The 22,023-nt window shown below is 72.1% G+C and carries 19 protein-coding genes; 7 read left to right on the forward strand and 12 right to left on the reverse strand.

Going from position 1 to position 22,023, the window contains the following annotated elements; all coding sequences use genetic code 11:
- The first annotated feature begins 103 nt into the window (after nucleotides 1–103).
- On the forward strand, nucleotides 104–1,750 hold the full coding sequence (locus ASG96_RS21490) for an HNH endonuclease signature motif containing protein (protein WP_057589352.1): 1,647 nt from the start codon (nucleotides 104–106) through the stop codon (nucleotides 1,748–1,750).
- Here ASG96_RS21490 and ASG96_RS23900 read toward each other — a convergent pair.
- The 4 genes from ASG96_RS23900 to purD all read right to left on the reverse strand — a co-directional run bounded on the left by ASG96_RS23900 (nucleotide 1,740) and on the right by purD (nucleotide 5,151).
- Nucleotides 1,740–2,153, reverse strand: coding sequence for a GNAT family N-acetyltransferase (locus ASG96_RS23900; RefSeq protein WP_369813645.1), 414 nt, complete (start codon nucleotides 2,151–2,153; stop codon nucleotides 1,740–1,742). The genes ASG96_RS21490 and ASG96_RS23900 overlap by 11 nt on opposite strands.
- Before the next feature lie 86 nt (nucleotides 2,154–2,239).
- The gene (locus ASG96_RS21500; protein WP_057589461.1) at nucleotides 2,240–3,145 is read right to left on the reverse strand and encodes a phosphoribosylaminoimidazolesuccinocarboxamide synthase; all 906 of its coding nucleotides are present in this window, start codon (nucleotides 3,143–3,145) and stop codon (nucleotides 2,240–2,242) included.
- Nucleotides 3,146–3,201: 56 nt separating this feature from the next.
- Complete coding sequence (locus ASG96_RS21505; protein ID WP_235509266.1) at nucleotides 3,202–3,837, reverse strand: RNA polymerase sigma factor; 636 nt, start codon at nucleotides 3,835–3,837, stop codon at nucleotides 3,202–3,204.
- A gap of 36 nt (nucleotides 3,838–3,873) precedes the next feature.
- Complete coding sequence (gene purD / locus ASG96_RS21510; protein WP_057589462.1) at nucleotides 3,874–5,151, reverse strand: phosphoribosylamine--glycine ligase; 1,278 nt, start codon at nucleotides 5,149–5,151, stop codon at nucleotides 3,874–3,876.
- Nucleotides 5,152–5,276: 125 nt separating this feature from the next.
- Between purD and ASG96_RS21515 the strand changes: the two genes are divergently transcribed.
- Nucleotides 5,277–5,495, forward strand: a complete 219-nt coding sequence (locus tag ASG96_RS21515) for a DUF664 domain-containing protein (RefSeq protein ID WP_057589354.1) — start codon at nucleotides 5,277–5,279, stop codon at nucleotides 5,493–5,495.
- 12 nt (nucleotides 5,496–5,507) lie between these two features.
- Here the strand turns inward: ASG96_RS21515 and ASG96_RS21520 are convergent, their stop codons facing one another.
- Nucleotides 5,508–6,131, reverse strand: coding sequence for a GNAT family N-acetyltransferase (locus ASG96_RS21520; RefSeq protein WP_057589355.1), 624 nt, complete (start codon nucleotides 6,129–6,131; stop codon nucleotides 5,508–5,510).
- A gap of 59 nt (nucleotides 6,132–6,190) precedes the next feature.
- Between ASG96_RS21520 and ASG96_RS21525 the strand changes: the two genes are divergently transcribed.
- Both ASG96_RS21525 and ASG96_RS21530 read left to right on the forward strand, forming a co-directional pair.
- Complete coding sequence (locus ASG96_RS21525) at nucleotides 6,191–8,512, forward strand: ATP-binding domain-containing protein (protein ID WP_235509267.1); 2,322 nt, start codon at nucleotides 6,191–6,193, stop codon at nucleotides 8,510–8,512.
- A 620-nt stretch (nucleotides 8,513–9,132) separates the two neighbouring features.
- A complete protein-coding gene (locus ASG96_RS21530; protein ID WP_057589357.1) occupies nucleotides 9,133–10,707 on the forward strand; it encodes a M4 family metallopeptidase in 1,575 nt (524 codons plus the stop codon).
- Nucleotides 10,708–10,808: 101 nt separating this feature from the next.
- Here ASG96_RS21530 and lysS read toward each other — a convergent pair whose 3' ends face one another.
- The 6 genes from lysS to ASG96_RS21560 form a co-directional block, all read right to left on the reverse strand.
- Nucleotides 10,809–12,596 (reverse strand): lysine--tRNA ligase, encoded by a 1,788-nt coding sequence (gene lysS / locus ASG96_RS21535; RefSeq protein ID WP_056751834.1) that lies wholly within the window; start codon nucleotides 12,594–12,596, stop codon nucleotides 10,809–10,811.
- A gap of 59 nt (nucleotides 12,597–12,655) precedes the next feature.
- Complete coding sequence (locus ASG96_RS21540; protein ID WP_057589358.1) at nucleotides 12,656–13,966, reverse strand: adenylosuccinate synthase; 1,311 nt, start codon at nucleotides 13,964–13,966, stop codon at nucleotides 12,656–12,658.
- Between the two features lie 88 nt (nucleotides 13,967–14,054).
- Nucleotides 14,055–14,858 carry a Cof-type HAD-IIB family hydrolase gene (locus ASG96_RS21545; protein WP_057589359.1) on the reverse strand — a complete coding sequence of 268 codons (804 nt, stop codon included), beginning with the start codon at nucleotides 14,856–14,858 and terminating at the stop codon, nucleotides 14,055–14,057.
- A 25-nt stretch (nucleotides 14,859–14,883) separates the two neighbouring features.
- Nucleotides 14,884–15,291 (reverse strand): DUF3151 domain-containing protein, encoded by a 408-nt coding sequence (locus tag ASG96_RS21550; RefSeq protein ID WP_056751827.1) that lies wholly within the window; start codon nucleotides 15,289–15,291, stop codon nucleotides 14,884–14,886.
- On the reverse strand, nucleotides 15,288–16,316 hold the full coding sequence (gene fbaA / locus ASG96_RS21555; protein ID WP_056751820.1) for a class II fructose-bisphosphate aldolase: 1,029 nt from the start codon (nucleotides 16,314–16,316) through the stop codon (nucleotides 15,288–15,290). Before fbaA ends, ASG96_RS21550 begins: the two co-directional genes overlap by 4 nt.
- A 102-nt stretch (nucleotides 16,317–16,418) precedes the next feature.
- Nucleotides 16,419–17,261, reverse strand: a complete 843-nt coding sequence (locus ASG96_RS21560) for a GNAT family N-acetyltransferase (RefSeq protein WP_200962739.1) — start codon at nucleotides 17,259–17,261, stop codon at nucleotides 16,419–16,421.
- A 29-nt stretch (nucleotides 17,262–17,290) separates the two neighbouring features.
- Here ASG96_RS21560 and ASG96_RS21565 point away from each other — a divergent pair, with 29 nt between their 5' ends.
- The gene (locus ASG96_RS21565; protein ID WP_057589361.1) at nucleotides 17,291–18,703 is read left to right on the forward strand and encodes an FAD-binding oxidoreductase; all 1,413 of its coding nucleotides are present in this window, start codon (nucleotides 17,291–17,293) and stop codon (nucleotides 18,701–18,703) included.
- 21 nt (nucleotides 18,704–18,724) lie between these two features.
- Here the strand turns inward: ASG96_RS21565 and ASG96_RS21570 are convergent, their stop codons facing one another.
- Entirely contained in the window at nucleotides 18,725–19,852 is a 1,128-nt protein-coding gene (locus tag ASG96_RS21570; protein ID WP_057589362.1) for a Xaa-Pro peptidase family protein, read from the reverse strand.
- A gap of 76 nt (nucleotides 19,853–19,928) precedes the next feature.
- Between ASG96_RS21570 and ASG96_RS21575 the strand changes: the two genes are divergently transcribed.
- Nucleotides 19,929–21,293, forward strand: coding sequence for a sensor histidine kinase (locus tag ASG96_RS21575; RefSeq protein ID WP_057589363.1), 1,365 nt, complete (start codon nucleotides 19,929–19,931; stop codon nucleotides 21,291–21,293).
- A complete protein-coding gene (locus ASG96_RS21580) occupies nucleotides 21,290–21,997 on the forward strand; it encodes a response regulator transcription factor (protein ID WP_057589364.1) in 708 nt (235 codons plus the stop codon). Before ASG96_RS21575 ends, ASG96_RS21580 begins: the two co-directional genes overlap by 4 nt.
- Nucleotides 21,998–22,023 lie beyond the last annotated feature (26 nt).

Below are 22,023 nucleotides of genomic sequence, written 5' to 3' on the forward strand. Positions count from 1 at the left end.
GCGCCACCGACATGGGGCCGGTGCGGGAGAACCCTTGGCAGACATGTGAATTCGATGTGGACAAGCATTGTCGGAGGCGCGACGACCATCTAGGATGGAACACATGTTCGAACACGCGACCACGGCAGACGTGAGGAGAGCCGACCTCCTCGGCGAGTCCGTTCACGCGTCCGCCGTCGCCGCGTCCACCCTGCTGCGCGAGGTGTCGGGCATCGCCGGCATCGACGGCAACGACCTCGACGACGCCGACCTCATCTCGGCCATCGACCGGCTCGAACGCGCCAAGGCTGCGTGCGCCGCGGCCCAGGCCAGGCTGACGGCACACTTCGTCGAGTCCCAGGCGCGGGCCGCGACGCGCCTCCGGGCGGAGGCTCAGGCGTGCTCCGACGCCGGCGACTTCGACGGCTGGGTGGCGGCCCGCGACGGGGCGCGCGACCTCGAGCTCGAGCCGGTGGCGGCCGAGACACCGGGCAGGCACCGTCGCCCGTCGCGGTCCGACCGTCGGATGACGCTGTCGCGCGCCGGGGTGTCGGCGCAGGTCGGCCTCGCGCGACGGGAGTCACCGTCCCGGGGTGCTCGACTCGCGAACGCGTCGCTCGCCCTCGTGCAGCACCTGCACCACACCCTCGATGCGCTGGCCGCCGGCGTCCTCAACGAGCGTCGCGCCGAGATCGTCGTGCGCTGCACGAGCCACCTCGACCCCGAGCTCAGGACGCAGGTCGACAGCGAGGTGGTCGGGGCGCACCTCGACCTCACCGACCCCACCGCACCGGGCGGCGTCGGTTCCTGGGGAGACCGGGAGCTCGAGCGCCGCGTCCGCGCGTGCGCCGACCGCCTCGACGCCGCGGCCGCGGTCGAGCGGTGCCGGGTCGCCGAGAGAGAGCGCCGGGTCACGATCCGTCCGGTGCCCGACGCGATGGCCGTCGTGTCGGCGCTGCTCCCCGTCGCGCAAGCCGTCGCGGTCCACACTGCGCTCACTCGGGCCGCCCTGTCCGGCAAGGCAGCCGGAGACGACCGCGGCAAGGGCCAGCTGATGGCCGACACGCTCGTCGAGCTCGTGACCGGGCAGGCCGTGGCCGATGACGTCCCGGTCGAGGTCCAGGTCGTCATCACCGACCGGGGTCTGCTCGCGGGAGACGACATGCCGGCCCACGTGCCCGGCTACGGCCCCGTCCCGGCCCGCTGGGCTCGCGAGCTCCTCGCCCCCGGCCCGTCTGAAGACCGTCCTGGCGACGTGAGGGCGAACGTGTGGGTGCGGCGGCTCTTCACTCATCCGACCACCGGCTCGCTCGTGGCGATGGACAGCACCAGACGGCTCTTCCCGACAGCACTGCGCCGCTTCGTCGTCGCGCGTGACGGCACCTGCCGCACGCCCTGGTGCGACGCAGCGGTCGCGCACGCCGACCACGTCCAACCTCACGCCGAAGGCGGTCCGACGAGCGCGGCCAACGGCCAGGGCCTGTGCGTGCGCTGCAACCTCGTCAAGGAGGAGCCTGGCTGGACCTCCGAGGTGCTCCACGACGGCCTCGGCCTCACCAGCGCTCACCCCCACACGGTGCGGACCACGACGCCGACCGGGCACCGGTATGCGTCGAGCGCTCCCCCGCTGCTCCCGACGCGTCCACCCGGCTCACCACCGCGAGCCGGTCGACGAGCGCCGGCCGTGTCCGCCGTGTCCGCTGTGTCCGCCGAGGTCATCCAGCTCGAGCTCTACCGGCGCACCGACGTCGAGGTCGAGCTCATCGGCTGACGTGGTGGAGCACGAGCTTCAGCCTCGGCGCGCTCGTCAGCGTGAAGCCGGCACGTTCGTAGACGCGACGCCCGTCGGGAGTGGCGGACAGGTCCACGCGATCAGCGTCGATCGAGCGCGCCCACTCGACCACGTCGCCGACGAGAAGGGTCCCGAACCCGCGCCCGCGATGCTCCGGCACGGTGATGACATTGGCGAGCCGCACGGCGCGGCCGCGCGGGCAGTGCGGGTTGGGTACGCCGAGCTCGAGCGTGCCGATCGCCGCCGCGATGACGACGCCGTCAACCTCGACCACCGGGAAGCGAGCGACCGCACCGTCATCGACGACGCGTACGAACCAGTCGTGCGCGTGCCGTCGCCAGGCGGCACCGTGACCGCCATCGCCATCACCCCCGTCGTACACGAGCGCCCAGAGGGAGAGCAGTCGCGGGAGATCGGACGCCGTGGCGGCCCGGAGCCGCCCCGCCGACGTGTCCGTGCGGTCGCCGTTCAGAAGGTCTGCCCCGTGAGGCGCTCGTAGGCCTCGACGTACTTCGCCCGGGTCTGCTCGACGACGTGCTCGGGCAGCTCCGGCGGCGGGCCACCGGCCTTGCGGTCCCAACCCGACTCGGACGAGGTCAGCCAGTCACGCACGAACTGCTTGTCGTAGGACGGCTGCGAGTGTCCTGGCTCCCACAGCTCGGCCGGCCAGAAGCGCGACGAGTCCGGGGTCAGCACCTCGTCGGCGAGCACGAGCCCACCGGTGCCGTCGGGCGAGAGGCCGAACTCGACCTTCGTGTCGGCGATGAGGATGCCGCGCTCGGCGGCGATCTCGTTGCCCCGGGCCAGGATGGCGCGGGTCAGCCGGGACACCTCTGCTGCGACCTCCGCGCCGAGCTCGGCCTCGACCTCGTCGGGTGACATCGGCAGGTCGTGCTCGCCGACCGGTGCCTTGGTCGTCGGCGTGAAGACCGGCTCCGGCAGCCTGGACCCGTCGACGAGTCCATCGGGCAGCACCACGCCGGACACGGAGCCCTTCTCGCGGTACTCCTCCAGCCCGCCACCGGTCAGGTACGCGCGAGCGATGGCCTCGACCTTGAGCATGTCGAGCCTGCGCACGAGCACACCACGCCCCGCCACGGCGTCGGGCACGTCCGTGGACACGACGTGGTTGGGCACGAGGTCCGCGAGCTGGTCGAACCACCACAGCGACAGCCGGGTCAGCACCGCGCCCTTGTCGGGGATCTGGGGCGACATCATCCAGTCGTACGCCGAGAGTCGGTTCGAGGCGACGAGGAGCAGCTGGTCCTCCACCACCTGACCGTCGTCGGCCAGCGGCGCGTAGAGGTCGCGCACCTTGCCGGAGTAGACGTGGAGGTAGCCGGGCAGCTCGAGCGGTAGATCGGTCACGCGCACAGCCTGCCACCTGGCCAGACGATCGGGCAGGGCACGCTCGGGCGGAAGGGGCAGGTTCACGACAGGGCCTCCTTGAGGGCATCGATCTCGATCACGTGGACGAGGCTCTGGCGAGCCCGGTGGAGCCGGGACTTGACGGTCCCCTCCGAGACGCCGAGCGCGTCGGCCGCCTGCGCCATGGAGCAGTGCGACCAGACGACGAGCTCGACCGCCTCGCGCTGCACCGCCGGGATCAGCTTCAGGGCGCGGCGCACCTCGCTCATCTGCCGCTCGTCGTCGACGCGCACCGCGGTGGAGGCGGCGTGGTCGGGCGACACGGCGCCTCCGGAGTCCGCCTCGATGCGACCGTGCAGGAGCCGCTGCCGCCGGGCCGAGCGTGCGACGTTGGCGCACTCCTGCCCCGCCATGACGAGCAGCACGGCGCGGGCGGTCTCGGCCCGCAGTGGGTCCACGGTGCCGGCTCGCGCCCGTCGCCAGACGGCGGTGAAGGTCGCCTGAACGACGTCCTCCGCGGCCGCCCAGGACGCCGTGCGCCGGAACGCGAAGTTGTAGACGGCATCGCAGTGGCGCCGGTACAGCTCCGTCAGCGCCGCGTCGTCCGCCTCGGCCAACCGGGACCACAGCCGGCGGTCGTCGACCGCCGGGTCGGCCTCGGTCATCGCCCCTCCTCGGCTCGCGATCATGGTGCTCATGCCAAGGAGAGTCCGGATCGGCCGGGTCGGTTCGCCTCAGCCGACCGCGATCTGTCCCTGCTCCGCCTTGAGTGCGATGTCGGTGCGGTGGTGCGAGCCGTCGAGCTCGATGACGGCGACGGCGTCGTAGGCCGACTGCCGCGCCTTGGCGAGGGACGAGCCCACGGCGACGACGTCGAGCACGCGCCCGCCCGCCGAGACGAGGGCACCCGAGGGGTCGAGGGCTGTGCCGGCGTGCAGGACCACCGTGCCGGGCACCTCGGCCGCGGCGTCGAGTCCCGTGATGGGGTCACCGGTGCGGGGCGACGCGGGGTAGCCCGAGGAGGCCACGACCACGACCACCGCGTGGTCCGCCGACCAGCGCAGCCGGCCGAACTCGGCGAGCCCGCCCGTGGCGGCGGCGAGGAGCAGCTGCGCGAAGGGCGTCTCGAGGCGTGCGAGCGAGGCCTGCCCGTCTGGGTCACCGAAGCGCGCGTTGAACTCGATCACCCTCGGCCCCCGTGACGTCAGGGCGAGGCCGACGTAGAGAACACCGACGAACGGCGTGCCGCGGCGGCGCATCTCGTCGACGGTCGGCTGGGCCACGCGTCGCACGATGTCGTCGGCGAGCCCGTCGGGCGCCCAGTCGAGGGGCGAGTAGGCGCCCATGCCACCGGTGTTGGGGCCGGCGTCGTCGTCACCGACCCGCTTGAAGTCCTGGGCCGGGGCGAGCGCGACGACGGTCTCGCCGTCGCTGATGCAGAAGACCGACACCTCGGGCCCGTCGAGGAACTCCTCGACCACGAGGCGGCCGTCGGGCTTGGCGAGGCAGGCGCGGGCGTGCTCGACGGCTGCCTCGCGCGAGTCGGTGACGACGACCCCCTTGCCGGCGGCGAGGCCGTCGTCCTTGACGACGTGCGGGGCGCCGAGCGCGTCGAGGGCGGCCTCGACCTCGTCCATCGTCGTGCAGACGTGGGCCAGCGCGGTCGGCACGTCGGCCGCGGCCATGACCTCCTTCGCGAAGGACTTGCTGCCCTCGAGACGGGCGGCCTCCGCGGAGGGTCCGAAGACGGCGAACCCGGCCGCACGGCATACGTCGGCGACGCCTGCGACGAGCGGCGCCTCGGGTCCGACGACGACGAGGTCGACCGCGTGCTCGCGGGCCACGGCGGCCACCGCGTCGCCGTCGAGGATGTCGACGGGGACGCAGAGGGCCGTCGCGTCGATGCCCGGGTTGCCCGGCGCGGCGATGACCGCGTCGACCTCGGGATCGGCCGCGAGGGCCTTGACGAGAGCGTGTTCACGAGCGCCGGAACCGAGGACGAGAACCTTCACGGTGCCCACCCTATTGGCTCACCCCACCCGCCCTGCCACGCCGTCTCGATGCCCAACACGCACCCGGCACCTGACCACGACGCGTGGTTGGTACAGACCCTGCAGTCCCATCGCGAGGCGGTGCTGTGGAAGCTCGACGGGCTGTCCGAGTTCGACGTCCGCCGCTCACTCACGCCGACGGGCACGAACCTGCCCGGCACGCGGGTCACGCCGACATCCTCCGCGAGCAGATCGACGGCTCGGCCGGACGGTTCCGCGACCGCGACAACCTCCCCGAGGTCGACGGGGACCGGTGGGTCGCCTACCTCGGCCGGGTGCAGGCCGCGGCCGACGCGTACCGGTGAGGACGCGAGCGATCAGCCGAGGCGGGCCAGCAGACCTGCCCGCACGGTCGGCCACTCGTCGACGAGGATCGAGTGGACCGCCGAGTCGCGCCACGAGCCGTCGGGCCGACGGACGTCGCGGCGCGTGATCCCCTCGAACGTCGCACCGAGCTTGAGGATGGCCGCCCGCGAGCGCGCGTTGACGACGTCGGTCTGGATCTTGACCCGTCCGAACCCGCACGTCTCGAACGCGTGCGCGAGGAGGAGGAACTTCGACTCCGGGTTGACCTGGGTGCCCCACCAGCGGGAGCCGTACATCGTCCACCCGAGGTGCACGTGCTCGCGGTCGGTGTCGACGTCGCCGAGCGAGCTCGACCCGACGACGGTGCCCGCCTCACCGAGGTCGCCGTCGGCGACGAGCCTGATCGTGTATGCCGTCCGGCCGGCCCCGCGGGCCGCCACCGCAGCGGCGACAAGGGCCTCGGTCTCGGCCACCGAGGTGTGCGGTCGCATCATCGCGAAGCCCTGCTCGTAGCAACGCGGGTCGGAGTAGACGGCGAACAGCCCGGCGGCATCGTCGGGGGTCGTCACGTCGAGGCGGACGAAGCGGCCGACGAGCGGCACGCCGGTTGGCGGGACACAGACCTCGGTGGGCATGAACTGACAGTAGACTTGATGGTTCCCGCGCCACCCGGCGCGTCCCTCAGAGTCCTTGGATGTCAGTGAGCACTTCGAACGCATCGTCCCAGCGGACCAGCGCGCCCGGATCTCGGGGCGCCTCGCCGGTGTCGACCAAGAGCATCCCCGACGAGCTCGCCCGCGAGATCGCGGTCGAGCAGGCCCACGTCGACCGCGTCCACGAGGAGCTGGAGAAGGCCGGCGTGCGCGCCGACAGCGTCCAGGCCGAGGGCCTGGCACGCAGCCACTTCGGACGCCAGGTCGAGGTCGGCGACGCCGAGGGCGCTGCCCTCTTCGAGCGGGACGCCCTGATGTTCCATGCCGCCAAGCGGCGCACGGCCCTCGACACGCAGTACGAAGGGCTCGTGTTCGGGCGCCTCGACATCGACCACGCGATGCTCCGGGCGGCGGCGGTCGACGCCAACAGCAACGGCCACCACCGCCCGTCGGACGGCAGTTCCGGTGGCGACCGCGAGATCCGCTACATCGGGCGCCTCGGCGTCCGTGACGACGACTACGAGCCGCTCGTCATCGACTGGCGCGCGCCGGCCGCGTCCGCCTTCTACCGTGCGACCCCGACGCAGCCGATGGGCGTCCTGCGCCGCCGTGTCCTGCGCAGCCGCGGCACGGTCGTCATCGGCATCGAGGACGACCTCATGGTCCCCGAGGCCCCTGACGACCTCGTCGTCGTCGGGGACGGCGCGCTCATGGCGGCCCTGACCCGCAGCCGCGGCGAGCGCATGCGCGACATCGTGGCGACGATCCAGGCCCACCAGGACGAGGCCATCCGCGCCAGCGCACGTGGCATCACCGAGATCACGGGTGGCCCCGGCACGGGCAAGACCGTCGTCGCCCTCCACCGCGCGGCCTACCTGCTCTACTCCGACCGGCGCCGCTTCGAGTCCGGCGGCATCCTCGTCGTCGGTCCGTCGGGGGCCTACACCGCCTACATCGAGCGCGTGCTCCCCTCGCTCGGCGAGGACAGCGTCATCCTGCGCGCCCTCGGTGACGTCCTCGACGTCGTGCACACCGAGCGGTTCGACCCCCCGGCCGTGGCCCGCACCAAGGGCTCGACGCGCATCCGCACGCTGCTCGGCGCCGCGGCCCGTGGCCGCGTACCGGGCACGCCGACCGAGTTCCGCGCCATGGTCGCCGGCCGCCCGGTCCGCCTCGAGATGCGCGAGCTCGACCGCGTGCGCTCCCAGGTCCTGCGCCAGCACCAGCGCAACACGGGCACCGCCGCGGCCCAGGCCGCTCTCGGCGATGCCGCCTGGGCCTCCCTCGGCATCACCGGCGACCGCGAGGCCAAGGAGGAGTTCCTCGACAAGTGGGAGGACCACCTCGACGTCGAGGCGTTCATGCAGGTGTGGTGGCCGCAGGTCGACCCCCGTGAGGTGCTGCTGTGGCTCGGCGACCCCGAGCTCGTGCACCGCCACGCGCGCGGCACGCTGCGCGACGACGAGATCGAGCCGCTGGCGGCCTCGTTCCGCCTCGCGCTCGAGACCGGCACGTGGTCGGTGGCCGACGTCGCGCTCGTCGACGACATCTCCGCCCGCGTCGGCCCCGTGCAGGAGGCCCCCAAGGAGGAGCGCGGCTTCTACGAGATCGAGGAGCTCGAGGACCTCAGCCAGTACGGCGTCACCGAGGTGCAGCCGGTCGTCAGCGCGGCACGCGACAGCGGCGCTCCCCTCGTGCTCACCGACCCGCGCGACAAGCTCCTCGCCGGTCGCATCGGCAAGCCCGACGAGTACGCCCACGTCCTCGTCGACGAGGCCCAGGACCTCTCGCCCATGCAGTGGCGGATGATCGGCCGCCGGGGTCGGTACGCGTCGTGGACGGTCGTCGGCGACGCCGCCCAGGCCTCGTGGCCGGACGCCGGCGAGGCCGCTGCCGCGCGCGAGGAGGCGTTCGGGACGCAGGCGCGCCAGCAGTTCCACATGGACACCAACTACCGCAACGCACGCGAGATCTTCGACTACGCCGCCGAGGTCGTCCGCCGCGAGGTGCCCGACGCGGACATCCCGCAGGCCGTGCGCGAGACGGGCATCGACCCGGTGGAGGGCGCCCTCGGTGCCGATCCCGCCCTCTCGGTGCGCACCGCCGTCGAGTCGCTCCTCGGGCAGGTCGAGGGTGCCATCGCCGTCATCACCCCGGCGACGCACGCCGAGGTGCTCGCCCCGGTCGCGGAGCTCGGCGAGGGTCGCGTCCAGGTCATCGACCCGATGTCGACGAAGGGCCTCGAGTACGACGCGACCGTCGTCGTCGACCCCGACGAGATCACCCGGGAGTCGCCCGGCGGCATCCGGGTGCTCTACGTGGCGCTCACCCGTGCAGCGCACCGGATGACGATCCTGTCCTGACCCCCAACACGGGCCGAGCCGGCGTGATGACATGTCCTGATGTCGGTCATGTTCGGCGCAGACTTCGCCGTTTCCGGGACGGGGTGGCGCGCGATGTCGCCCCATGTGCGCAGCCGCGCGCAGGATGGTCCGTCTCGCCCCTTTCCTTCTAGGTAAAGACTTGTTCAAGGAATCCTCGAACCGTCGACTGCGCCCCGACCCAGGGGGATGATTGCCTCAACGTCAAGGCGTGCGAACCTACCCTCCCCGCCGTCTCCTCCCCCCTGAGACCCTTGACGTCCGGCGAAGTCCCGCCCCCCAATGTGGACGACGCACCGGGCGAGGGACGAGATGCAACCCCCCTGCATCTCGCCCCTCGCCCGCTTCCATGTCCGGGGCCACGCGCGGGCACACTCCGCCACGTCCGGCCCACCCAGCCATCGGGTCAGGGCGGCTGCCACTGCCACGCCCGAGACCTTTCCTGAGAGAAGTCTGGGAACTCTCCTCGCCGCGGGCTATTTCTTGTTCAAGCGCCGGCAAACAATGACTCCGGCGTCTGGCGCCGTGACCAGACAGCGACAAATGTGGCGGAACGGTCGTCCGACCGCCCTCGGGGGCACCTCGGTAGCCAGGAGAACGCCTTGAAGAAGAGCTTCATCACGACGACGGTCGCCACCGCAGCGATCGCCGCCGCCGCCCTTGCAACCGTCGCCACGAGCGGCGCGCAGGCAGCCACCCAGTCCGCCTCCGGATCCGGCCTCGACCGGGCCGTCGCGGCCGCGAAGGCCCACGGCGCGGCCTTCGGCCTCGACCAGGACCAGGGCCTCACGACCCGCAGTGTCGCCACCGACAAGGACGGCACGACGCACGTCCGGTTCGACCGCACGTTCAAGGGCCTGCCCGTCGTCGGCGGCGACCTCGTCGTCCACACCGACAAGTCCGGCGCCTGGAAGGGCGTCAACGCCGCGTCGAGCGCCGTCCGCGTCGCATCCACGACCCCGACCGTCGCCGCCGCGAAAGCCGCTGCCACGGCGGCCCGAACGGCCGACTTCACCGTCAGCAGCTCGAAGCCGACCCTCGCCGTCTACGCGATGAGCGGCCCCGCCCGCCTCGTGTGGAAGACGCAGGTCGACGGCGTCGGCTCGCACGGCGAGCCGGCCGGCACGGTCGTCTTCGTGGACGCGCGCTCCGGCGCGGTCGTCGACCACTGGGCGACCGAGATCAACGACGCCGGCACGGGCAGCAGCCTCTACCTCGGCACGGTGACGGTGCAGACCACGCTCTCCGGCGGCAGCTACCAGATGATCGACGCCACGCGCGGTGGCGCCCGCACCGAGGACGGCAACAACGGATCCACGTCATCCACGACCGGCACCCTCTTCACCGACGCCGACAACGCGTGGGGCACCGGCTCCAACTCGAACCGCCAGACGGCCGCCGTCGACGCGGACTTCGGTGTCGGCGCGACGTGGGACTTCTACAAGAACACCTTCGGCCGCAACGGCATCAAGAACGACGGCAAGGGTGCTCGCAGCCTCGTGCACGTGGGCACCAGCTGGGTCAACGCCTCGTGGAGCGACACGTGCTTCTGCATGCGCTACGGCGACGGTGACGGCGTCAGCTACGGCCCGCTCGTCTCGCTCGACGTCGCCGGCCACGAGATGACCCACGGCGTCACGTCCGCGACGGCAGCCCTCGCGTACCGCCGCGAGTCGGGTGGCCTCAACGAGTCGACGTCCGACGTCATGGGCACCATGGTCGAGTTCACGGCCGCCACGACCGGCGACCCGGGCGACTACCTCATCGGTGAGCGCTTCGCGCTGGGCTCCGCGAAGCCGCTGCGCTACATGGACCAGCCGAGCAAGGACGGCGCGTCGGCGAACTGCTGGAGCAAGAGCGTCGGCACCCTCGACGTCCACTACTCCTCGGGCGTCGGGAACCACCTCTTCTACCTGCTGTCCGAGGGCAGCGGCGCGAAGACGATCAACGGCGTCAGCTACAACAGCCCGACGTGCAACGGAGGCGCCGTGACCGGCATCGGTCGCGACGCGGCCGCGGCCATCTGGTACCGCGCCCTGACGACGTACTGGACCTCGTCGACGACGTACGCACAGGCCCGCGCCGGGATGCTGTCGGCCGCGACCGACCTCTACGGCGCCGGCAGCGCCCAGTCCACCGCCACCGCGACCGCCTGGTCCGCCGTCGGCGTCAACTGACCCACCCCAACGTCGAAAGGCCACGAACCGGGGTCCGATCTCGGACCTACAGGTGCCCCGCACCCCGGTTTGTGGCCTTTCGACGGTTCAGCTGCGGGAGCTCAGTGGCCGACGAGGGTGCGGACGCGGTCGGCGCCGACGGCGAGGAGCAGCGTCGGCAGCCGGGGACCGGTGTCCTTCGACACGAGCAGCCGGTAGACGAGGACGAAGAAGGCGCGCTGGGCCTTCGACAGCTCGGGGTCCTTGACCTTGGCCTCGGGGTCGATGCCGCGCTGGATCTTCGGCACGCCGTAGACGAGGTGCGTCAGACCGTCGAGCGACCAGTGCTCGTCGAGACCGTCGGCGAGCAGCCGCAGAGACTCCTGCTGCTGGTCGTCGAGGCTGCCGAGCAGCTCGGCGTCGGGCTCGGTGCGCACGATCGTCCGGTCCTCGGCAGGGACGTAGCCGAGCATCCAGCGCTCGGCACAGTCGAGCCGGGGCCGCAGGTCGTCGGTCGAGGCGACCGGGTTGTCGGGCTCGAGCTCGCTGAGGATGCGGACCGCCTGCTCCTCGTCGCCCTGCGTCACGTCGATGACCGACGCGATGGTACGGAACGGCATGGGACGCGGCGTCGTGGGCAGCGGGCCCGCCGCCGTCGACGTGGCACGCAGGTGGGCAGCAAGGTCGCCGGCCTGGGCCGATCCGTCGGCGACCTTGCGGCCCAAGGCATCCCACTCGTCATAGAGCCGCTGGAGCTCAGGCCCGAAGGCGACGTCGAAGCTCTGGTTGGGCCGGCGGCGGGCGTAGAGCCAGCGCAGCAACGGGGCCTCCATGACCTCGAGCGCGTCGGTCGGGATCGGCACGCCACCCTTGCTCGAGCTCATCTTGGCCATGCCGGCGATGCCGACGAAGGCGTACATCGGGCCGACGGGACGCTCCCAGCCGAAGATCGGCGCGAGGTCCTTGCCGACGACGAAGCTGCTGCCGGGGCTCTGGTGGTCGACTCCCGACGGCTCGAACAGCACGTGCTCGTGCCCCCAGCGCATCGGCCAGTCGACCTTCCAGACGAGCTTGCCGTTGGTGAAGGTGTCGAGGTCGACGGTCTCGGTGTGGCCGCACTTGGTGCAGTCGTAGGTCAGCTCGTGGCTGCCGTCGTCGTAGGCCGTGACGGTCGTGAAGTCGGTGCCGCACGAGCTGCAGAAGGGCTTGAACGGGTAGTAGCCCGCCTTGCCCTCGCTGCCGTCGTCCTCGGAGGCCGCTCCCGAACCGCGCTCGGCCTCGGTGGCGGCCGCCGCCTGCTCCTCGGTGAGCTTCGCCGCCTTGCCGCCGCCACCCTGCTGGCCGGCCTTGCCCTTGCCGCTCGACTTCTGGCGCGCCGCCTCGACGGCCTCGAGCGTGCGGTACTGGTCGAGCACCTTGTCGATGGCGAAGCGCTCACGCATCGCGAGGAGCACCTGGTCGCGATAGACACCGGCGCGGTACTGCTCGGTCTGGCTGATCTGGCGCACCTCGATGCCCGTGGCCTCCATGGCCTCGAGGAGCGGTGTCTTGAAGTGGTCGGCCCAGCTGGCGTGCGGCGAGCCGGCGGGCGGCGGCACCGAGGTGAGCGGCACGCCGATGTACTGCTCCCACGAGTCGTCCACTCCCGCAAGGTTCTTCGGCACGCGGCGGAAGCGGTCGAAGTCGTCCCAGCTGAGGATGTGCTCACAGTCGATGCCGCGTCGCTTGATCTCGTCGGCGACGAGGTGCGGCGTGATGAGCTCGCGGAAGTTGCCGAGGTGGATCGGGCCCGACGGGCTGATGCCGGACGCGCAGACGATCGTCTCGCCGGGGTTGCGCTCCTGCGCCTCCGCGACGACCTCGTCGGCCAGACGCGTGACCCAGTCGAGCGGGGTGACCTCTTCAGTCATGGGTTTCCTTCAGTTCCAAAGGCTTTCGTATGCCGTGTGCTTCGTGACGCTGGAACGCGTCAGCCGGCGACGGCCGGCTTGAGCGGGTAGCGCTCGATGATCTCGTCGCGGCCCGGTCCGACGCCGATGGCCGAGACGCGGGCGCCGATGAGCTCCTCGACGCGCAGCACGTAGGCCTGGGCGTTGGCCGGCAGGTCCTCGAAGGAGCGGCAGGCGGTGATGTCCTCCCACCAGCCCGGCAGCTCCTCGTAGATCGGCGTCGCGTGGTGGAAGTCGGTCTGGTTGACCGGCATCTCGTCGTGGCGCACGCCACCCACGTCGTAGGCGACGCAGACGGGGACCGTGTCGAGGCCCGTGAGGACGTCGAGCTTGGTGATGACGAAGTCGGTGACGCCGTTGATTCGGGTCGCGTAGCGGCCGACGACGGTGTCCATCCAGCCGCACCGACGCGGGCGGCCCGTGGTCGTGCCGTACTCGGCACCCGTCTTGCGCAGGAACTCGCCGTTGTCGTCGTGCAGCTCGGTCGGGAACGGGCCCTCGCCGACGCGGGTCGTGTAGGCCTTGAGGATCGCGATGACCGAGTCGATGCGCGTCGGGGGCACGCCCGAGCCCGTGCAGGCGCCGGCGGAAACGGCGTTGCTCGACGTCACGTAGGGGTAGGTGCCGTGGTCGACGTCGAGCAGGGTCGCCTGCCCCGCCTCGAAGAGCACCGTGTCGCCGCGGTCGAGCGCCTGGGTCAGCACGAGGCTCGTGTCGGCGACCATGGGAGCCAGGCGGACGGCATACGACAGCAGCTCCTCGACGACGTCGTCGACGGCGGCGGCGCGGGTGTTGTAGATCTTCGCGAGCACCTGGTTCTTCAGCTCGAGGGCCGCCTCGACCTTCTGGCGCAGGATGCCCTCGTCGTAGAGGTCCTGGATGCGGATGCCGACGCGGTTCATCTTGTCGGCGTAGGTGGGGCCGATACCGCGACCGGTCGTGCCGATGCGGCGCTTGCCGAGGAAGCGCTCGGTCACCTTGTCGATGGTGCGGTTGTAGCTCGGGATGACATGGGCGTTGGCGCTGACGAGCAGCTTGCTCGTGTCGACACCGCGCGCGTCGAGGCCGTCGAGCTCCTCGAAGAGCACGGACAGGTCGATGACGACGCCGTTGCCGATGACCGGCACGCAGTTGGGGCTGAGGATGCCCGAGGGCAGCAGGTGCAGCGCGTACTTCTCGCGCTTGCCGTCCTTCTCGATGACGACGGTGTGGCCGGCGTTGTTGCCGCCGTTGAACTTGACGACGTAGTCGACGCTGCTGCCCAGCAGGTCGGTCGCCTTGCCCTTGCCCTCGTCACCCCACTGCGCTCCGACGAGCACGATTGCCGGCATCGGTCTGCCTTCCGGTTGCGGTTGAAGCCAACCGCAAGGTTATCGGTTCGAGACCGATGCCCCCGACGCCGTCCCGCCCGACGACGTCTCAGTGGCGGGTCAGCCAGTCCTCGAGGTAGGCAGCGACGCCGTCCTCGCGGTGGTGCGCGGTGACGACGGTGGCCGCGTCGAGCGCCGGGTCGACGGCGTTGGCGACCGCGACGGCGGTGCCCGCGACGGCGAAGGCCGAGACGTCGTTGTGGTTGTCGCCGAAGAAGACGGTGTCAGCGACGTCGATGCCGAGCTCGCCGGCGAGGGCGCGCAGGCCGTCACCCTTGGAGCAGGCGGCGTTGGCGATCTCGAGGTAGGTGTCCTTGGACCGGTAGGTCACGAGACCCGGCCGCCCCGCGAGCGCGGCCTCGAGGGTGTCGACCGACGCCGGGTCGCCCATGGCCATGACCTTGTGCGGCAGCTGCGTGTCGACGTGGCCCTGCGAGACGTAGTGGTCCGCCGACTCGGGGCTCGGGTCGACGGCCGTGATGGTCGCCTCGCGCTCGGTCCACTCATCGGGACCCCAGGCGTACCAGTCGTCCCCGGCGAAGAAGCTCGCGTGCAGGGCGAGTCCCTCGCACACGGCGTACACGGCCCGTGCGTCCTCGGCGGCGATCGGCACGTCGGTGACGACCGAGCGGTCGGCCCTCAGCACGAGCCCACCGTTGTACGCGATGAGCGGCGTCGGCTCGACGCCGCAGAGCCGCTCGAGACCCTCGAGGGACGCCGGCATGCGTGAGCTGCAGAGCACGAAGATGTGGCCGGCCTCCCGCACCGCCCGGATGGCGGCGACGGTGCGGGTGGACAGCGTGCGCCGGTGGTCGAGGAGCGTGCCGTCGACGTCGGAGCAGAAGAGGGTCATGAGTGCGTGCGGTCGAGCGGCTCGGTCAGAGACCGAGCTCGCGCGCCGCCTCGGCCGAGCTGTCGCGCAGGAACTGCGTGCAGCGGGCCTCCTCGTCGCTCTCGCCGATGGCGCGCGCCGCGCGGGCGAGCGCCGCGAGCGCCCGCAGGAAGCCGCGGTTCGGCTCGTGCGACCACGGCACGGGACCCTGGCCCCGCCAGCCGGACTTGCGCAGCGAGTCGAGCGCGCGGTGGTAGCCGGTGCGGGCGTAGGCGTACGCCTCGACGTCGCGGTCACCGTCGGCGAGCGCGTCCTCGGCGAGGACGGCCCACGCGAGCGAGCTCGCGGGGTACGTCGCGGCCACCTGCACCGGGTCGACCCCGGCGTCGAGCTTCTCGGCGGCCGGGTCGACCGCGAGCCGGGTCTCGGGGATGCCGAGCAGGTTGTCGCTCACTGGTGCGTGCCCGCCGAGCGGAGGGCGTCGCAGGCCTCGACGACGCGCTTGGCCATGGCCTCCTCGGCCGACTTGCCCCAGGCGCGGGGGTCGTACTGCTTCTTGTTGCCCACCTCGCCGTCGATCTTGAGCACGCCGGCGTAGTTCCCGATCATCCAGCCGGCGATGTCGCGCGTGAAGGCGTACTGCGTGTCGGTGTCGACGTTCATCTTGATGACGCCGTTGTCGACGGCGGCCGAGATCTCCTCGGGCAGCGAGCCCGAGCCGCCGTGGAAGACGAGGTCGAAGGGGCGCGCGTCGTCGGAGAGTCCGAGCTCCTGGGCAGCGGCGTGCTGCGCCTGCAGGAGGATCTCGGGGCGCAGCTTGACGTTGCCGGGCTTGTAGACGCCGTGGACGTTGCCGAAGGTGAGGGCCGTGAGGTAGCGACCGTTCTCGCCGGAGCCGAGGGCCTTGATGGTCGCGATGGCGTCCTCGGGCGTCGAGTAGAGCTTGTCGTCGATGGCACCCTCGACGCCGTCCTCCTCGCCGCCGACGACCCCGACCTCGATCTCGAGGATGACGTTCGCGGCCTTGGCGAGGGCGAGCAGCTCCTGGGCGATCGACAGGTTCTCGTCGAGCGGCACGGCCGAGCCGTCCCACATGTGCGACTGGAACCAGGGCGTGCCGCCGGCCTGGACGCGCTCGGTGCTGGCCGCGAGGAGCGGGCGCACGAAGGCGTCGAGCTTGTCCTTGGGGCAGTGGTCGGTGTGCAGCGCGATGTTGACGGGGTAGTTCTTCGCCACCTCGTGCGCGTAGGCCGCGAAGGCGAGCGAGCCGCTCACCATGTTCTTGATGCTCGGGCCGGAGAGGTAGTCGGCCCCACCCGTCGAGACCTGGATGATGCCGTCGGAGCCGGCGTCGGCGAAGCCCTTGAGCGCGGCGTTCAGCGTCTGAGAGCTCGAGACGTTGATGGCGGGGTACGCGAAGGAGCCGGCCTTCGCGCGGTCGAGCATGTCGGCATACACCTCGGGGGTGGCGATGGGCATTGCTACTCCTGCTGTCTGGTGAGCGGGTTCACGATCCGCCGTGAATCCTGCCACGTATGCCGTCGCGTGCCCACGAGTGCCCACCCACCGGTGAGCGCCCGCTCAGCGGGGGTCGAAGACGTACGGGGTCGTCGTCGCGACCCGGTGCAGCCCGAGGCGGCGGAGGATCGGCTCGGAGTCGGGCGAGGCGTCGACGCGGACGTACTCCTTGCCCCGCTCGAGACCGAGCCTGGCCCGGTGGAGCAGGGTGGCGCGGTAGAGGCCACGGCCGCGCCACTCGGCGAGCGTCGACCCGCCCCACAGTCCGGTGAACCCGCTCGTGTCGTACTCGCCGCGGGCCGCGCAGAGGACCGGCCCCTCACGGGACTCCTCGACGACGACGACGTCCATCGAGTCGGGCCGGGCCACCCACTCGGGGTAGAGGGACTCCGTCACCCAGGCGTGGTCGTCGCCCCAGACCGCCTCGGACATCGTGCGCATCCGCACGAAGTCCTCGACGGAGTCGGCGGCCCGGACGACCACGCCGTCGGGCAGGGCCAGGTCCTGCGCAGCCAGCGGACCGGCCTCGCCGAGGATGAGCGCCTCCTCGTCCTCGCGGACGAAGCCGGCGGCCTCGAGCCGCTCGCCGAGGTCGCTCGGCTCGTCGTAGTCGTACGTCTTCCACTCGACCTTCTGGCCGCGCTCGGCGAAGAAGTCGCGCACGCGGGCGATGAGGCCCACGGGGTCGTCACCGAGGCCGTCGGGGCTCTCGACCATCGCGAAGTGGCCGGCCGGGTCGAGGTCGTAGTGCTTGCGCACGGGTCCGTCGAGCTCGAGGGGCCGCTCGGCCGTCCCGAGCGGGACGGGGGCGCGGCTCTGGTCGTGGAAGACCCGGAGCAGCTGCTCGGGGAGGGGCGCGGGTGCCGGGTCGGTATCGCTCTGGAACGAACGGGGGTTCACAGGCACCAGCCAAGCATGGTCTGATCCGTCTCGTCATGCCTGTTTCCCCGCTCTCGCCCCGCGCCGCCGCTGCCCTCGCCGACGCCCGCCCCGTCCCGTTCTGGACCGACCGTCCCGAGCGCCCCGACCCGCGTGCGGCACTCACCGGTGCCGCCCCGCGCACCGACCTGCTCGTCGTCGGAGGCGGGTTCACCGGTCTGTGGGCCGCGATCCAGGCCAAGGAGGCCGACCCCGCGCGCGATGTCGTCGTCGTCGAGGCGGGCCGCCTGGCCGACGGGGCGTCGGGTCGCAACGGCGGTTTCATGGCGCCGTCGCTCACGCACGGGCTCGCCCAGGGCGTCGGCTGCTGGCCCGACGAGATGGAGACCCTCGACCGGCTCGCGGCCGAGAACGTCGCGGGCATCGAGAGGTCGCTGACGGCGTACGGCATCGACGCCGACCACCACGTGCCCGGCGAGCTGACCCTCGCTCTGACCGAGCACCAGGTGCCGTCCGTGCGCGAGTCGTACGAGCTGCACCGGGCGCACGGCGTGCCGGTGGAGCTGCTCGACGCGACGCAGGCCCGTGCGCGCGTCGACTCGCCGCGCTACCTCGCCGGGATGTACGACCCCGAGGTCGCGCTCGTCGACCCGGCCCGCCTCGTCTGGGGGCTGGCCCGCGCCGCCGAGTCGCTCGGCGTCCGGCTCCACGAGCACACGCGCGCCACGGCATTCGACACCGAGGGCGACGGCGTGCGGGTGACGCTCGACGGCGGCTCGATCCACGCGAGACGCGTCGTCATCGGCACGAACGCGTCGCAGGGCGTGCTCAGGCGCCTCAGCGCGTGGGTGCTGCCCGTCTACGACCACGTCCTCATGACCGAGCCCCTGACGCCGACCCAGCTCGACGCCATCGGCTGGAAGGGTCGCGAGGGACTCACCGACGCAGGCAACCAGTTCCACTACTACAGAAGGACGCTCGACGACCGTGTGCTCTTCGGCGGCTACGACGCGAACTACCACTTCCCCGGCCGCATCGACCCCGCGCTGGAGCAGTCCGACGCCTCGCACGGCCTCCTCGCCGACCACTTCCTCGACCTCTTCCCCCAGCTCGAGGGCATCCGGTTCACGCACCGCTGGGCCGGGGTCATCGACACGACGTCGCGCTTCACGCCGGTCTTCGGCACGGCGCTCGGCGGACGCATGGCGTACGCCGTCGGCTACACCGGGCTGGGCGTCGCCTCGACCCGCTTCGGCGCGGCGGTCGCCCTCGACCTCGTCGACGGCAGGGACACCGAGCTCACTCGGCTCGGGATGGTGCGGCGCAAGCCGATCCCCTTCCCTCCCGAGCCGATCCGGTATGCCGTCGTGCGGGCCACGCGGTCGTCGCTCGCGGCCGAGGACCGCACCGGACGTCGCAACCTGTGGCTGCACGCGCTCGACCGGATGGGTGTCGGCTTCGACTCCTGAACCCGGCGCCGAGCGGGTGTCTCAGAGGACGACGAGGTCGGTCGGACGGGTGTTGAAGCGCTCGACGCCGTCCTCGGTCACCGCGACGATGTCCTCGATGCGCGCCCCCCAGCGTCCCGCGAGGTAGACGCCGGGCTCGATGCTGAAGGTCATGCCGGCCTCCACGGGCAGGTCGTTGTCGGCGACGATGTAGGGCTCCTCGTGCCCGTCGAGCCCGATGCCGTGGCCGGTGCGGTGGATGAAGTGCTCGGCGAGCCCGGCCTCGGCGAGGACGTCGCGGGCGGCCCGGTCGATGGCCTCGCACGTGGCTCCCGGGCGCACCGACTCGACGGATGCCTGCTGCGCCGCCTGCAACGCGGCGTAGGCCGAGGCCACGTCGGGCTCTCGCGGCGAGCCGATGGCATACGTCCTCGTGCTGTCGGAGCCATAGCCGGAGGGCAGCGGGCCACCGATGTCGACGACGACGACGTCACCGTCCTCGATGACGCGTTCGCTGACGGAGTGGTGCGGGCTGGCGCCGTCGGGACCGGCGCCGACGATCACGAAATCGGCTCTGGCGTGGCCCTCCTCGACGATCGCGGCCGCGATGTCGGCGGCGACGGCGGCCTCGGTGCGGCCCGCTCGGAGCCACTCGCCGACCCGGGCGTGCACCCGGTCGATGGCGGCACCCGCGGCGCGCAGCTCGGCGAGCTCGGACGCGTCCTTGCGCATCCGCAGCTCGCGCAGCACCGGCCCGGCGAGCTGCTGGTCGGGGGCCCCGGCGTCACGCAGCCGCAGCAGGTGCAGGGCGGGCGTCATGTCGGACACCGCGACCCGGCCCCCCGGTACGCCCCCGAGCGCCAGGGCGTAGGGGTCCTCGCCGTCGACCCACGTGCGCACCTCGATGCCGAGCTCGCCCAGGGGCACGTGACCGAGCCCGGCGTACTCGAGCGCGGGCGAGACGAAGACGGGTGCGACCGCGGCGCCGGTCGGCACGACGAGCGCCGTCAGCCGTTCGAAGGACGAGCCCGCGATGCCGGTGAGGTAGCGCAGGTCGGAGCCGGGCGACACGACGGTCGCCGCGACCCCCGCATCGGCCGCGTGTCGGCGCAGCCGGTCGAGCCGGGAGCGCATGGTCGTGACGTCGAGGACGGAGGAGCTGACACCCATGCGCCGACCGTACCGCCGCCGCGCCTCCTCCTCGCGGGGGAGCCGGGAGACCACCCCGCTGCCTAGGCTGGTGCCCATGTCCGGGGGCCGCACGGTGATCGCACGCGTCGAGACGTGGGCCGGGGTCGACACCGACTGGGTGCGCCGGCCGGACGACCCTGCCCGCACGAGGCGCGTCGACACCTGGGTCGCGCTGGCCTTCCTCGTCGCCGGCTCGCTCGGCGTCGAGCTGCTCCGGAGCATCGACGCGCTCGGCCCGTTCCAGGACTCGTGGGTGTGGCCGCACGTCGCGGTGCTCGCCGGCACGCTGCCCCTCGTCTGGCGACGACGCTGGCCGCTGGCCGTCGCAGCCGGCCTGTCGCTGCACTTCTTCGTCGTGGGCCTCACGATGCCCGGCGTCGTCGCGTCGGTCCCGATGCAGGTCGTCTACTTCGTGGCCATCTTCACCGGCGTCGCCTGGGCGCGGGACCGGCGCCTCATGATCGGGGTCGTCGTCGCGATCGTCCTGCTCATGTTCGGCTGGCTCACGTGGCAGTTCGCGGTGGGCTCCGGCATCGAGGAGGCCCTGAGCCACGACGGCCGGCTCCCCGAGCGCCAGGGCCTGTTCAGTCCCGCATCGGCCTACGTCACCTACAGCCTCCTCATCAACGTCTTCTACTTCGGGGGCGCGATCGCCCTGGGCCAGGCCGCCTGGCGCGCCGCCCTGCAGCGCGACCGCCTCGCCGAGCAGGCCCGCACCATCGACGCCCAGGCCACGAGCCTGCAGCGGCAGGCCGTCGTCGAGGAGCGGCTGCGGATCGCGCGTGAGCTCCACGACGTCGTCGCCCACCATGTCTCGGTCATCGGCATCCAGGCCGCCGCGGCCCGTCGGGTGCTGCGACGTGACGCCGACGCCGCCGAGACCGCCTTGAGGTCGGTCGAGACGTCATCGCGCGAGGCCGTCACCCAGATGCGCGAGCTGCTCGGCACCCTCCGGTCGGGTGAGGACGAGCGGCCCGACGGCACGCGATCCCCCGAACCGCGCCTCGCCGACGTGCCCGCGCTCGTCGAGGAGGTGTCGACCGCCGGCATGCGGGTCGACTGCCGCCTCGTCGAGGACTCCCCCGGCGCGGTCGTCGCCGTGCCGGACCCGGTGGGACTCTCGCTCTACCGGACCGTGCAGGAGGCGCTCTCGAACATCCGTCGGCACTCGACCGCCTCTGCCGCAACGGTCTTCGTCCGGGTCGACCGCCGGCCGGAGCCGGGCTTCGCCCACGGCTACGCCGAGGTGGAGGTGCTCGACGACGGGCGCCCGCGATCCGGCACGTCCGGTACCGGCCTCGGCCTGCTCGGCGTCCGCGAGCGCCTGGCGGCCCACGGTGGGGTCAGCGAGATCGGGCCCCGGGTGACCGGCGGCTACCGCGTCCGGGTCCGCATGCCGCTGCCCGAGGAGGCGTCGTGACCGCGCGCACCCGCGTCCTGCTCGTCGACGACCACCGGCTCGTGCGCTCCGGCTTCTCGCTCATCCTGTCGGTGGAGGACGACCTCGAGGTCGTCGGCGAGGCGAGCGACGGCGACGAGGCGGTGCGGCTCACCCGGGAACTGCGCCCTGACGTCGTGCTCATGGACGTGCAGATGCCGGTCATGGACGGCATCGAGGCGACCCGGCGGATCGTGGCCGACGACCTGTCCAAGGTCGTCATCCTCACGACCTTCGACCGCGACGACTACGTGTTCGCCGGGCTCGGCGCCGGCGCCAGCGGCTTCCTGCTCAAGAACTCCGACGCCGAGCACCTCGTCGAGGCGGTGCGGGCCGTCGCGGGCGGCCACGCCCTGCTGGCCCCCGAGGTGACCCGCCGCGTCATCGCGCAGATGACCGAGGCACCCGGCCGCACGGCACTCGTCGGCACGGCGGCGCCGCCGACCCGCGACCCGCGCCTGGACGAGCTGACGCCGCGAGAGCTCGAGGTGCTCGGACTCGTCGGCCGCGGCCTGTCGAACGCCGAGGTCGCCGCGCGGCTCTTCGTCGGCGAGGCGACGGTCAAGACCCACCTGTCCAACGTCTTCGCCAAGCTCCACCTGCGCGACCGGGTCCAGGCCGTGGTGCTCGCCTACGAGGCGGGCCTCATCCTCCCGGGGGACCCCGAGGGTCAGCCGGGCGGCTGATCCCCCGGCGGCCCACACCGCCCTAG

Origin of the sequence: Terrabacter sp. Soil810, from assembly GCF_001429645.1 — a bacterium.
Lineage (GTDB): Bacteria > Actinomycetota > Actinomycetes > Actinomycetales > Dermatophilaceae > Terrabacter.